The organism is Amorphus suaedae (assembly GCF_053629675.1).
On the sequence record NZ_JBRJIT010000003.1, the window covers coordinates 118,166 to 131,014 of the forward strand.

The following is a 12,849-nucleotide window of genomic DNA, read 5'->3' on the forward strand; positions in this document are numbered from 1 at the left end:
CCTCCTCAGAGCAGGTCCCGGTCAGACCGCAACGGGCCGGCCGCAGCAATCCGACCGATTGTCGCGCGCCCGATTGGGGAGCGGGATGCGGGCGGAAAGCCGGCGAACTTTCCTATCCATTCCGCCCCAGAAACGGGAAACGCGGCGCATGCGCCGCGTTCCTCGATCTCGTGTCGCATCGTCCGGGACGGACCGTGGGCACCCCGCCCCGGCCCGATGCCGCGTCAGGCGTTGAAGGTGTGGACCGACGCGCCCCAGATGTAGATGCAGGCGAACAGGAACAGCCAGACCACGTCGACGAAGTGCCAGTACCAGGCGGCAGCCTCGAAGCCGAAGTGGTGGTCCTTGTTGAAGTGTCCCGACAGCGCCCTGAGCAGGCAGATCGCCAGGAAGATGGTGCCGACGATGACGTGGAAGCCGTGGAAGCCGGTCGCCATGAAGAAGGTCGATCCGTAGATCGAACCGGCGAAGGCGAACTGCGCCTCGGAGTACTCGACGTACTGGCCCAGCGTGAAGAACATGCCGAGGACGACGGTGAGCAGCAGGCCCCACTTCAGGCCCTCGCGGTCATCGTGCAGCAGCGCGTGGTGGGCCCAGGTGACGGTGGTGCCCGAGGTCAGCAGGATGAGGGTGTTGAGCAGCGGCAGGTGCCACGGGTCGAAGGTCTCGACACCGATCGGCGGCCAGACGCCGCCGGTGTGCTCCAGCTTCAGGAACTCGATCGGCGCGTCGACGAAGAGCGCCGCATCGAAGTAGGCCCAGAACCACGCGACGAAGAACATCACCTCCGAGGCGATGAACAGGATCATGCCGTAGCGCAGGTGCAGCTTCACCACGCGGGTGTGGTCGCCGCCGAGCGATTCGCGGATGGTCGAGGACCACCAGCCGAACATCGTGTAGAGCACGATGGCCATGCCGATGGCGAAGATGCCCCAGCCGCCGGTGTCGAGGCCGAAGACGATGAGGTCCTCGCCCTTGTGCCAGCGGAACAGCGCAATCGCACCGAAGGCGGCTACGAACGCCCCGAACGAGCCGATGACCGGCCACGGGCTCGGATCGACGAGGTGATAGTCGTGGTCTTTCTGGTGCGCGTGGGCCATCGATTCGTCCCGATCCTTCGTCCTGTCTGCCCGTTCCGGGTCCGGTTTCGAACGTTTCTTACAACTGACGCGTCGGCTTCGCCAGAGTTTCGGCCCTGGCAGCCCTGTTTCCTTCGTCCGGCCCGGCGACCGGGAAGAAGGTATACGACAAGGTGATCGCCCCGGCCTTGCCGGCCGCCTCGTCCTGGCGGATCTCGGGATCCACGAACAAGGTCACCGTGACCAGCCGCCGCTCGCCCGCGCCAAGATCCTGCTCCTCGCGACAGAAGCAGTCGAGCTTGGACACGTAGACGCCGGCCACGTCCGGGCCGATCGTGTAGGTGGCGACGGCCGCGGTCGGCCGTGAGGCGAGGTTCTGCACCTCGTATTCGATGTCGACGACCTGGCCGACCGGCAGCCGGATCTCCGGCTCCACCGGCCGGACCTTCCACGGCAGCTTGCGGTCGACCACCGCGTCGAAGCGCAGCGTGACGGCGTCGTAGGCACGGGCACCGGCGAGCACCCGCTCGGTCGGCACGCCCATCACCGCGGCAGCGATCGCGCCGACCCCGATCACCGCACACGCGACGGCGACCCCGCGAAGGATCCGCCTGCCCCGTCCGTGTGTCGGCCCCGCGCCCATCCGCCTCTCCGCTAAAGCGGCCGTACGGCCACGCCCGACCCCATGCGGAAGATGGTGATCAGGTAGAACAGAAAGACCAGCGCGCCCAGGCCGACGGCGATGGCGATCGAGCGCGAGCGGCGCCGCCGCTTCTGCGCCTCGGTGAGCTGGATGCCGTCTTCGGGCTTGTTGTCGTCGTTCATGCCGCCCCGCTCAGGCCAGACCGAGGAGCCGCTCCGCCAGGATCGTGGCGAAAAGGACGAACAGATAGAGGATCGAGAAGGCGAACATCTGGCCGCAGGCGCGGTCGGCGCGCGGACCTTCCTGATGGCGCAGCACGTTGACCGACGACATCAGGAACAGCGCGCCGAACACCGTGGAGACGCCGAGATAGACGTAGCCGGCGAAGCCGAGGAAGTAGGGCAGCACGCCCACCGGCAGCAGCGCCAGCACGTAGAGCAGCATCTGGCGGCGCGTGGCGGCGGCACCGGCGACCACCGGCATCATCGGCACGCCGGCGCGGCTGTAGTCGTCGTTCTTGAGGATCGCCAGCGCCCAGAAGTGCGGCGGGGTCCACAGGAAGATGATGGCGAACAGCACCAGCGGCGCGACGGCGACGTCGCCGGTCATGGCGGCCCAGCCGATCACCGGCGGGAACGCGCCGGCGGCACCGCCGATGACGATGTTCTGCACCGTGCGGCGCTTCAGGATGACCGTATAGAAATAGGCGTAGAACCAGATGGTGAAGGCGAGCAGCCCGGCGGCGACCCAGTTGGCGGTCAGGCCGAGCACCAGCACCGAGCCCACCGAGAGCGCGATGCCGAAGGCGAGCGCCGCGTGCGGCGCGATGCGGCCGGCGGCGACCGGGCGGTTCTTGGTCCGCTCCATCACCGCGTCGATGTCGGCGTCCCACCACATGTTGAGGGCGCCCGACGCGCCGGAGCCGACCGCGATGGCCAGCAGCGAGATCGCCGCCAGCACCGGATGCAGGCCGCCGGACGGCGCGATCGCCATGCCGACGAGCGCGGTGAACACGACGAGCGACATCACCCGCGGCTTGAGCAGCGCGAAATAGTCTTCGACGGAGGCGTCCGCTCCCAGCAGGGGCGAGGCGACGTCCATGGACGGCGTGGAGGCGACTGTCACCATGACGAGGGTGTTTCGTCCCTTCGAATTGGTCGTTGCACGACACCGGACCGTGCCGGCGCCGTGGGGGATCGGATCGGGGTTGTCTCGGTCCGGGGGCGGTTACCGCCTCCGGACCGGAAGGACACCGGCGACGCGGACTACTTGATCCGCGGCAGCGTCTCGAACTGGTGGAACGGCGGCGGCGACGTCAGGGTCCATTCCAGCGTCGTCGCACCGGCACCCCACGGATTGTCGCCGGCGACCCGCTTGCGCGAGAACGCCTCGAAGATGCCGAAGAAGAACACCAGCAGCGCGATGCCCGAGAGGTAGGAGCCCATCGACGAGACGAAGTTCCAGCCCGCGAACGCATCCGGATAGTCGGCGTAGCGGCGCGGCATGCCGGAGACGCCCAGGAAGTGCTGCGGGAAGAAGATCAGGTTCACGCCGACGAAGGTGAGCCAGAAGTGCGCCTTGCCGATCGTCTCGTTGTACATGTAGCCCGACATCTTCGGGAACCAGTAGTACCAGGCGGCGAAGATGCCGAACACGGCGCCCATCGACAGCACGTAGTGGAAATGCGCCACCACGAAGTAGGTGTCGTGCATGGCCCGGTCGAGGCCGGCATTGGCGAGCTGCACGCCCGTCACGCCGCCGAGGGTGAACAGGAAGATGAAGCCCATCGCCCACAGCATCGGGGTGCGGAAGGAGATCGAGCCGCCCCACATGGTGGCGATCCACGAGAACACCTTCACGCCCGTCGGCACCGCGATCACCATGGTGGCGAACACGAAGTAGGCCTGCGTGTCGGCCGACAGGCCGACGGTGTACATGTGGTGCGCCCACACGACGAAGCCGATGACGCCGATGGCGACCATGGCGTAGGCCATGCCGACGTAGCCGAACACCGGCTTGCGGGAGAACGTCGACACGACGTGGCTGATGATGCCGAAGGCCGGCAGGATCAGGATGTACACCTCGGGGTGGCCGAAGAACCAGAACAGGTGCTGGAACAGGATCGGGTCACCGCCGCCCGCCGGATCGAAGAACGAGGTGGCGAAGTTGCGGTCGGTCAAAAGCATGGTGATCGCGCCGGCGAGGACCGGCAGCGACAGCAGCAGCAGGAACGCCGTCACCAGCACCGACCACGCGAACAGCGGCATCTTGTGGAGCGTCATGCCCGGGGCGCGCATGTTCAGGATCGTGGTGATGAAGTTGATGGCACCGAGGATCGAGGACGCGCCGGCCAGATGCAGCGACAGGATGCCGAAGTCCATCGCCGGGCCGGGGTTGCCCAGCGAGGAGGACAGCGGCGGATAGGCCGTCCAGCCGCCGCCGAAGCCGTTGGAGCCGGGCGCGCCCGGGACGAACAGCGAGATCAGCAGCAGCGAGAACGACGCCGGCAGCAGCCAGAAGGAGATGTTGTTCATGCGCGGGAACGCCATGTCGGGCGCTCCGATCATGATCGGCACGAACCAGTTGCCGAACCCACCGATCAGCGCCGGCATCACCATGAAGAAGATCATGATCAGGCCGTGCGAGGTGGTGAAGACGTTGTACATCTCCGCGCTGCCGAAGATCTGCATGCCCGGTGACTGCAGCTCGGCACGCATGGCGATGGACAGGCCACCGCCGATAACCCCCGCCATCATCGCGAAGATCAGGTACATCGTACCGATGTCTTTGTGGTTCGTGGAATAGACCCAGCGCCGCCATCCGGTCGGATGGGCATGAGCGGCGTCAGCGACAGTGGTGGTCATCGTACCAATCTCCTTGTCGATCCCGTCCGGCCTGCGACCCAGCGCGGCCGAGCGTCGGTCGATCCCTTACTCGGCGGTCACGCCAGCGGCGGTCGAGGCGACCTGTCGCACGGTCGCCTGGTCAGCGATCTTGCGCCGGTCGTCCACCTGCCAGGCGAGAACCATGTCGTTGGCTTTCTGGATGTCCTCCTTGGCCGCCGCGGCCCACGCATCGAACTGGTCCTGCTCGACCACCCGGATGACGATGGGCATGAAGGCGTGGCTCTGGCCGCAAAGCTCCGAGCACTGGCCGAAGTAGGTGCCGGTCTTCTCCGCCTTGAACCAGGTCTCGTTCAGGCGGCCGGGAACGGCGTCGATCTTGACGCCAAAGGACGGCATCGCGAACGAATGCAGCACGTCGGCGGAGGTGATCTGCATCCGCACGACCTTGTTGACGGGAACGACCATGTCCACGTCGACGGACAGCAGGCGCGGCGCCTGCTGGGCGGTCAGGTTGTGCTGCTTGCGGTAGTCCTCGAGGTCGCTGCCCTGCAGGATGTAGGAGGAGAATTCGATCCCCTCGTACTGCTCATCCGGGTAGCTGTAGCCCCAGTACCACTGATAGCCGGTCGCCTTCACCGTGAGGTCGGCTTCCGGAATGGTGGTCTGGTAGAAGAGAAGACGGAAGGAGGGCACCGCGATCGCCACCAGCACGAGCACCGGCAGCACGGTCCACAGCACCTCGATCATGGTGTTGTGGGAGGTCTTCGACGCGACCGGATTGCGATGCTCGGAGAAGCGCCAGGCGCAGTAGAGCAGCAGGCCGAGAACCAGCAGGACGACAAGCACCATCAGCACGAGGGTGTAGTTGCCGAACCAGGTGATGCTGGCCATCACGTCGGTGGCCGCGGGCTGGAAGCGCATCTCCCACGGCTGCGGCTGGGCGGCCATGGCTCCACCCAACGGAGCGGCCGCGGCGATCGCCGCGATCCCGGCCCGAGCGGCCCAACTCCTTACTGTTGCCCCACACTTCATCGCGGTCGACACCTCGTCTCGCATTCGAATCTCGCTTCCGTCGCCGTCGCGGGTCTCGGGCCCGTCGAACGGTATCCAGGGGTTCGGTCGCCTCGCAACCCGGGCAGGCGGCATCGACGTTTCCGCCGCACCCGCCGGCACCGGCCCGTCGCCCCGGTCCGCGCTCATGGCGCAGCGGCCGGGCGCGACCGCGCCCCCGTTATGTCTCAGCCGCCGCCGGATGAAAAGCACCCGCCGGGCGCATTGTGCACACGGGCCTTAAAACAGCTCCAACTTATACACCCGGAACTCTCTCGCACGCCCCGAGACGAAACGCCACGCCCAAAAAAAAGCCGCCGGCGCGCGCCGCGCGGACCGGCCGCGCGCGCCCGGTGCCTGCCATCAACGCGCCTTCATCGCGTTCCAAAGCAACAGCAGGCTTTTCGACCGACGCCGGATCGGGCAGGGTTCCGCCCGTACGAAGCACGGACGGGCTCTCACGGCAATGCCGCCCCACGGGGGGTGGCGAACCTGCGGTCGGCAAAAGCGGACCAATGCGCTAACAAGATCGTCAGTCCTCAAGCCGACGGAATGAGACCAAGTATGAAAGCTGACACGTTCTCCCTTCACCTGCCGCGAATCGCCTGGGTCGCAGCGGCACTGGGCCTGTGCCTTTCCGTCCTGTCCGCCGCGCCCGCCAGCGCACAGGGACAGGTGAAGTCCAGTCACGGCGACTGGCAGATCCGGTGCGACACCCCGCCCGGCGCGCAAGGGGAGCAGTGCGCTCTCATCCAGAACGTGACCGCCGAGGACCGCGAGAACGTCGGCCTGACGGTGATCGTGCTGCACACCGCCGACAAGGACGGCCGCATCCTGCGCGTGCTGGCGCCGCTGGGCGTGCTGCTGCCGTCGGGCCTCGGCCTGACCATTGACGACGAGGATGTCGGCCGCGCCGGCTTCGTGCGCTGCCTGCCGAACGGCTGCGTCGCCGAGGTGATGCTGGACGACACCCTGCTCGGCAAGTTCGAGGCCGGCTCGACCGCCACCTTCATCATCTTCCAGACGCCGGAAGAAGGCATCGGCATCCCGATCTCGCTGAACGGCTTCTCCGACGGCTTCAAGGCGCTCCCGTAGGCCGCCCGCCGGCGCTTCGGCCCGCGCGGGCCGGGCGCCTTGCCCGAGACCGTATGACCGCCTCGACCGCAGAGGCGGCCCCGTCCGCGCCATCGGTGAGCGGCGCCGAGGCGCTGCGCAGGCGCCGTGGCGGACGCAGGCCGGGGTTGGCAGCCGCGCCCGGGCGCGCCACATAGAGCGCAACGACCGGCACGGCCGGTTCCCCCCGCGGCGACACGCCCGGGCCGCCCGCGCGCGTCGCGCGGCGCATCCGCTTCCTGGAGGACCTGATGACCGACACCGCCCCGGACCTCATCGCCGCCGCAGGCCTGTCGCCGGAAAAGGTGACCGCGCTGGTCGGCGACACCGTGTCCGGCGCCGACGACGGCGAGCTGTTCCTGGAATACCGCCAGTCGGAGGGCCTCGTCTTCGACAACGGGCGCCTCAAGTCGGCGACCTTCGACACCGCCCACGGCTTCGGCCTGCGCGCGGTGGCCGGCGAGGCGGTCGGCTACGCCCACTCCGGCGAGGTGTCGGAGGCAGCGCTTGCCCGCGCCGCCGACGCCGTCCGCCAGGTGAAGAACGGCTATCACGGCGCCGAGTACGCCGCGCCGCCGCCGGGCACCAACCGGCGCCTCTACGAGGCCACCAACCCGCTCGGCGCGCCGTCCTTCGAGGACAAGGTGAAGCTGCTCGAGCGCATCGACGCCGCCGCCCGCGACCGCGATCCGCGGGTGCGCCAGGTGACGGTGTCGCTCGGCGGCTCGTGGCAGGTGGTCGAGATCCTACGCGGCGACGGCCACCATGTGCGCGACATCCGCCCGCTGGTGCGGCTCTCGGTCTCCGTGGTCGTCGGCGACGGCGACCGCCAGGAGACCGGCTCCTACGGCCTCGGCGGCCGCGAGGGCTTCGAGCACTACATCAGCGAGGCGCAGTGGGGCTTCGCCATCGACGAGGCGCTGCGCCAGGCGCTGGTCAACCTCGACGCCGCCCCGGCCCCGGCCGGCACCTTCGACATCGTGCTCGGCGCCGGCTGGCCCGGCATCCTGCTGCACGAGGCCGTCGGCCACGGGCTGGAAGGCGACTTCAACCGCCGCAAGAGCTCGGCGTTCGCCGACCTGATGGGCGAGAAGGTGGCGTCGGAGGGCGTGACGGTGGTCGACGACGGCACCATCCCCGGCCGCCGCGGCTCGCTGACGGTGGACGACGAGGGCACCCCGACCCACGAGACGGTGCTGATCGAGAACGGCCGGCTGGTCGGCTACATGCAGGACCGCCAGAACGCCCGGCTGATGGGCATGGTGCCCACCGGCAACGGGCGCCGCGAATCCTACGCCCACGTGCCGATGCCGCGGATGACCAACACCTACATGCGCGGCGGCGACCACGACCCGGCGGAGATCCTGGGCTCGGTGAAGGACGGGCTCTACATGGTGTCGTTCGGCGGCGGCCAGGTCGACATCACCTCCGGCAAGTTCGTGTTCTCCTGCACCGAGGCCTACCGGCTCAGGGACGGCAAGATCGGCGAACCGGTGAAGGGCGCGATGCTGATCGGCAACGGCGCCGACGCGCTCACCCGCATCCGCATGGTCGGATCCGACATGAAGCTCGACCCCGGCATCGGCACCTGCGGCAAGCAGGGCCAGGGCGTGCCGGTCGGCGTCGGCCAGCCGACCATCCGCATCGACGGCTTGACGGTGGGCGGCACCCAGGCCTAAAGCCCAGAGATCCAGCGGTCCCGCGTCCGGGACCGGCACACCCGTGGAGCCTCCGATGGCCGAACTGACGCCCTTCCACATCGCCTTTCCGGTCCACGACCTGGAGGCCGCGCGCGCCTTCTACACCGGCCCGCTCGGCTGCGGCACCGGCCGCGAGGACACGACCTGGATCGACTTCGACCTGTTCGGCCACCAGATCGTCGCCCATCTCGATCCCGGCATGGACGCGACGCCGCACGTGAACCCGGTCGACGGCGACCACGTGCCGGTGCCGCACTTCGGCGTGGTGCTCACCCCCGAGGCCTGGGACAAGCTGCGCGACCGCCTGAAGGCCGCCGAGGGCATCGACTGGGTGATCGAGCCGCGCACCCGCTTCAAGGGCCAGCCGGGCGAACAGTCGACCATGTTCCTGCGCGATCCGTCGGGCAACGCGCTTGAGTTCAAGGCCTTCGCCGACCTCGGCAGCCTGTTCGCGACCTCCTGATCTCCGCCGGCAAGGGCGGCGCGAGACCCTGAAGAGAGACACCTGCCATGAACCGCCACACTCCCGGCAAGCCCGATGGCGAGGCGCGCGTGCGCTATCTGGATGGCGACTTCCAGGTGATCGCGCCGGGCGGCTTCGTGCGCTGCGCGGTGACCGGCCGGGCGATCCCGCTGGACGAGCTGCGCTACTGGAACGTCGACCTGCAGGAAGCCTATGTGGACGGCGCCGCGGCGCTGAGCCGGCACCAGGCGCTGAAGGCGGGGAACTAGGATTCTCTTGCCGCTCACGCCGGCTCGCGTTGCTCGCGCTGCGCGAACGCGGCCTCTGGCCGGCGCGCAGTCGCGCGCTGGGGGAGACCTGACCTCGCACCCCTTTCCCCCGTTCTGCACCTAGTCTGAGACGGCCTTCGCCAGGACGGCGCGCACGGCGTCCGGATCTTCGAAGCGCAGGTCCACCGCGATCGGCCGGGCGGCCTCGGCCAGCCGGCCGCGTGCGCCCTCGGACCCCGCCAGCCGCGCCAGATCCTTCTCCGTCGTCACCAGCGCCAGCCGCTCCCGGGCGGCGCGCCCGAGCAGCCGTTCGGCGTCCGCCTCGGTGAAGGGGTGATGGTCGGGAAACGCCTCCAGCCGCACCACCTCCGCACCCGCCTCCGCCAGCGTCGCGGCCACCTTTTCCGGGCGGCCGATGCCGGCGAACAGCAGCACCCGCAGGCCGGCGAACCCCTCCTCCGCCACCGGTGCCAGACGTGCCCGGAGCACCGGCAGGCCACCCTGTCGCGCCTGTCCGGCAACGGCGTCGCCGCGCGTCCCCGACCCCACCAGGATCACCGCGTCCGCCCGGGCAAGCTGGGGGGCGAGCGCCGCGCGCAGCGGACCGGCGGGGGTGACGCGGCCGTTGCCGACGCCGACCGCGGCATCGATCACCAGCACCGAGACGTCCTTGTGCAGACCGGGGTTCTGGAAGCCGTCGTCCATGACCACGACGCCGGCGCCGGAACGCTCCAGCAGCCTGCCGCCGGCCAGCCGGTCGCGGGAGACGACGGTGGGCGCGTGACGGGCGAGCAGCAGCGCCTCGTCGCCGACATCCTCGGCCATGTGCGCGTCGAGATCCACCAGCACCGGCCCGGCCAGCCGGCCGCCGTAGCCGCGCAGCAGGAAGGCCGGCGCGTGGCCCGCCGCGCGCAGCATGTCGGCGACGGCGATGGCGGTGGGGGTCTTGCCGGAGCCGCCGACGGTGGGGTTGCCGATGCAGATCACCGGGATCGCGAGACGGCCGCCCGCCGGCAGGCGCAGGCGGCGCCCGGCGACGAAGCCGACCAGCGCCCCCAGCGGCGCGAGCAGGACGCCGGCGGCGCCTCCCTCCCACCAGAAGCGGGGGGCGGAGCGTGTCACCGGACCGGTCCCGCGCCGACCGGGGAGCCGGAGGGCACGACGCCGGCCGGCGTCGCATCCGGTCCGCCCAGATAGTCGTCCAGCGCCGTCATCGTCCGCTCCACCGCGCCGCCCTGGGCGAGCGCCACCTGGGCGCCGGCCTCGGCGATGGTGGCCGCCTCCTCCGGATCGGCGAGCAGCCGGTCGACGGTGGCGATGAGGCCGTCGACATCGGCGACCGACACCGCGCCGCCTGCCGCAAGCAGCGTCTGGTAGACGGCCGCGAAGTTCTCCGTGTGCGGGCCGACGACCACCGCGCAGCCGAGCCGGCCCGGCTCGATCGGGTTCTGGCCGCCCTTCTCCACCAGCGAGCCGCCCATCAGCACGACGGCGGCGGTGCGGAAGAACAGGCCGAGCTCGCCGATGGTGTCGGCGATGTAGATGCCGCCGGCCTCGGGCAGCGGATCGCCGGCCGAGCGCAGCGCCACCGCGTGCCCGGCGGCGGCGAGGCTGTCGCGCAGCTCCGTTCCGCGGTTGGGATGGCGTGGCACCAGAAGCGTCACGAGGCCCGGCCAGCGGCCGGCAAGGCGGGCGTGGGCGGCGGCGACGAGATCCTCCTCGCCCGGATGGGTGGAGGCGGCGAGCCAGCGCGGACGCTCGCCCAGGGCAGCGCGCAGCCCCTCCAGCGCCTCCGGATCGGCGGCCAGGGCGTCGCCGTCGTACTTCATGTTGCCGACGTCGCGCACCTTGCCGACGCCGAGCGCCCGGAACCGGTCGGCGTCGGCGGGCGACTGGGCGAACACCTCGGTGATGCGCCCGAAGATCGCCCGGTGGACGAGCGGAAAGCGCGACCAGCCGCGCGCCGAACGCTTCGACATGCGGCCGTTGACGACGATCCTCGGGATGCCGGCGCGGGCGAGCTCGTCGAGCGCGATCGGCCAGAGCTCCGATTCCACGAAAAGCGCCAGGGTCGGCCGCCAGTGGCGCAGGAACCGGTGGAGATAGGTGACCACGTCGAGGGCGGCGAACTGGTGAACCGCGCCGGCCGGCAGGCGGCTGGCAGCGACCCGCGAGGCGGTCACGGTGGTGGTGGTGAGAAGCACGTTGAGATCGCGGGCGACGAGGCGCTCGATGAGCGGCAGCACCGCGTTGGTCTCGCCGACGCTGGCGCAGTGGATCCAGACGAGGTCGCCCTCGGGACGCGGCAGCGAGGGCCGGCCGCGCCGCTCCGCCAGCCGCTCCGGATCCTCCTTGCCGCGGCGCACGCGCAGCGCCAGCAGCACCTGCAGGAAGGGCCGCGCGGCGCGCGAGACGCCCCGCCAGATCGTGTAGAGGATCGCGTCAGCCCGCATGCCGGTCCACGATGGCATAGGCGCGCTCGGTGACGCCGTTGAGACCGTCCTCGATGCGCTTGCGGCCCTCGGCGAGCGCGGCATCGGAGAGGTCGCGCCCGATGTAGATCGGCTCGCCGCAGACGATGGCGGCGCGGCCGAACGGGAGGTTCACCGTGGCCTTGTCCCAGGAATTGAGGTTGATGCGGCGGCTGGTGGCGTAGGCCACCGGGATCACCGGCCGGCCGGAGCGGCCGGCGAGCTGGACGATGCCGTCACCGGCGACGCGGGCGGGGCCCTTCGGCACATCGGCGGTCAGCGCCACGACCGCCCCCTCCTCCAGCGCGGTCATCGCCTGCAGGAAGCCGCGCACGCCATGGCGCTTCTTGATCTGCGCGGCGTTGCGGCCGCCGGAGGCGCGGATCAGGCCCAGCCCCAGATGCGCGGCGGCGATGGCGTTGACGTCGCCATCGGCCGAGCGCGAGATCATCACCCGGCAGTCGGTCCAGTTCTTGGGGCGCGCGAACGGCAACATGAAATGCTGGCCGTGCCACATGGCGACGATCGCCGGCAGGTGCGGAGCCGCATCCTCGACCATCGTTTCCGGCTCAAGCGCGAGCCGGTTCGTCCGGTGAACGAAGCTGAGATAGTTGGCCATCGAGAGACCGAGCGCGCGCCGGGCCCTCTCCGAGCGCATCAAGCGTTTCCACATCGTCTCGAGAGACCTGCCTGTTCTGGCGCCCGCAACGCGATCCGCACCGACATCGACCGGACGGACCCGCTGAGGCCATTCTTGTTCAGGCATTCCGGACCGGCCGGTGGATGCCGGGAGCGGGCGCCGCCTGCGCCGTTCCTAACGCATAAACCGTTCAGATCGAAGCGGTCTGAACGGGGAACCGGACCGGCATCGCGCGGACGCGGCCGATCAGGTCGAAGCGCCCCGACCGCTGCCCGATCGGGAACGCCCGCGGCCGCGCCGCCCTACGCCGTCAGTGCGCCGGGTCGTCTCCCGCCTCGGGATCGAGCAGCCGGTGCATGTGCACGATGAAGTAGCGCATCAGCGCGTTGTCGACGGAGGCCTGGGCCTTGCCGCGCCAGACGTCGTAGGCCGACTTGTAGTCCGGATAGATGCCGACGATGTCGAGACGGTTGAGGTCCCGGAATTCCAGGCCGTCGACGTGGGTCAGCTCGCCGCCGAAGACGAGATGGAGGAGCTGCTTCGGCTTGGTGCCTTCGTTCATCTGACCATCCTTG

At 69.8% G+C, this 12,849-nt stretch carries 14 protein-coding genes; 4 read left to right on the top strand and 10 right to left on the bottom strand.

From position 1 onward, the window contains the following. Positions 1-224: 224 nt before the first annotated feature. The 6 genes from AB7M35_RS21980 to coxB all read right to left on the bottom strand — a co-directional run bounded on the left by AB7M35_RS21980 (position 225) and on the right by coxB (position 5,516). Entirely contained in the window at positions 225-1,100 is an 876-nt protein-coding gene (locus AB7M35_RS21980) for a cytochrome c oxidase subunit 3 (RefSeq protein ID WP_453962675.1), read from the bottom strand. A 58-nt stretch (positions 1,101-1,158) separates the two neighbouring features. Beyond that, positions 1,159-1,722, bottom strand: coding sequence for a cytochrome c oxidase assembly protein (locus tag AB7M35_RS21985; RefSeq protein ID WP_453962676.1), 564 nt, complete (start codon positions 1,720-1,722; stop codon positions 1,159-1,161). 11 nt (positions 1,723-1,733) lie between these two features. Next, positions 1,734-1,904, bottom strand: a complete 171-nt coding sequence (locus AB7M35_RS21990; protein WP_453962677.1) for a hypothetical protein — start codon at positions 1,902-1,904, stop codon at positions 1,734-1,736. 10 nt (positions 1,905-1,914) lie between these two features. Then, positions 1,915-2,850, bottom strand: coding sequence for a heme o synthase (locus tag AB7M35_RS21995; RefSeq protein WP_453962678.1), 936 nt, complete (start codon positions 2,848-2,850; stop codon positions 1,915-1,917). 137 nt (positions 2,851-2,987) lie between these two features. Then, positions 2,988-4,586 carry a cytochrome c oxidase subunit I gene (ctaD, locus tag AB7M35_RS22000; protein WP_453962679.1) on the bottom strand — a complete coding sequence of 533 codons (1,599 nt, stop codon included), beginning with the start codon at positions 4,584-4,586 and terminating at the stop codon, positions 2,988-2,990. A gap of 66 nt (positions 4,587-4,652) precedes the next feature. Beyond that, positions 4,653-5,516, bottom strand: a complete 864-nt coding sequence (coxB, locus tag AB7M35_RS22005; RefSeq protein WP_453962680.1) for a cytochrome c oxidase subunit II — start codon at positions 5,514-5,516, stop codon at positions 4,653-4,655. Between the two features lie 666 nt (positions 5,517-6,182). Between coxB and AB7M35_RS22010 the strand changes: the two genes are divergently transcribed. From AB7M35_RS22010 to AB7M35_RS22025, 4 genes are all read left to right on the top strand, one after another. Continuing rightward, the gene (locus AB7M35_RS22010; protein WP_453962681.1) at positions 6,183-6,713 is read left to right on the top strand and encodes an invasion associated locus B family protein; all 531 of its coding nucleotides are present in this window, start codon (positions 6,183-6,185) and stop codon (positions 6,711-6,713) included. Between the two features lie 269 nt (positions 6,714-6,982). Further along, on the top strand, positions 6,983-8,410 hold the full coding sequence (tldD, locus tag AB7M35_RS22015) for a metalloprotease TldD (protein ID WP_453962682.1): 1,428 nt from the start codon (positions 6,983-6,985) through the stop codon (positions 8,408-8,410). 55 nt (positions 8,411-8,465) lie between these two features. Then, positions 8,466-8,894, top strand: a complete 429-nt coding sequence (locus tag AB7M35_RS22020) for a VOC family protein (protein WP_453962683.1) — start codon at positions 8,466-8,468, stop codon at positions 8,892-8,894. 47 nt (positions 8,895-8,941) lie between these two features. After that, positions 8,942-9,163: a DUF2093 domain-containing protein gene (locus AB7M35_RS22025; RefSeq protein WP_453962684.1), complete on the top strand. Its 222-nt coding sequence runs from the start codon at positions 8,942-8,944 to the stop codon at positions 9,161-9,163. 120 nt (positions 9,164-9,283) lie between these two features. Here AB7M35_RS22025 and lpxK read toward each other — a convergent pair whose 3' ends face one another. From lpxK to AB7M35_RS22045, 4 genes are all read right to left on the bottom strand, one after another. Beyond that, the gene (gene lpxK / locus AB7M35_RS22030) at positions 9,284-10,285 is read right to left on the bottom strand and encodes a tetraacyldisaccharide 4'-kinase (protein WP_453962685.1); all 1,002 of its coding nucleotides are present in this window, start codon (positions 10,283-10,285) and stop codon (positions 9,284-9,286) included. Then, positions 10,282-11,634 carry a 3-deoxy-D-manno-octulosonic acid transferase gene (locus AB7M35_RS22035; RefSeq protein ID WP_453962686.1) on the bottom strand — a complete coding sequence of 451 codons (1,353 nt, stop codon included), beginning with the start codon at positions 11,632-11,634 and terminating at the stop codon, positions 10,282-10,284. The genes lpxK and AB7M35_RS22035 overlap by 4 nt, the downstream gene beginning before the upstream one ends. Further along, entirely contained in the window at positions 11,606-12,292 is a 687-nt protein-coding gene (locus tag AB7M35_RS22040; protein WP_453962687.1) for a lysophospholipid acyltransferase family protein, read from the bottom strand. The genes AB7M35_RS22035 and AB7M35_RS22040 overlap by 29 nt, the downstream gene beginning before the upstream one ends. A gap of 292 nt (positions 12,293-12,584) precedes the next feature. Further along, positions 12,585-12,836 carry a DUF4170 domain-containing protein gene (locus AB7M35_RS22045; RefSeq protein ID WP_453962688.1) on the bottom strand — a complete coding sequence of 84 codons (252 nt, stop codon included), beginning with the start codon at positions 12,834-12,836 and terminating at the stop codon, positions 12,585-12,587. Positions 12,837-12,849: the final 13 nt, after the last annotated feature.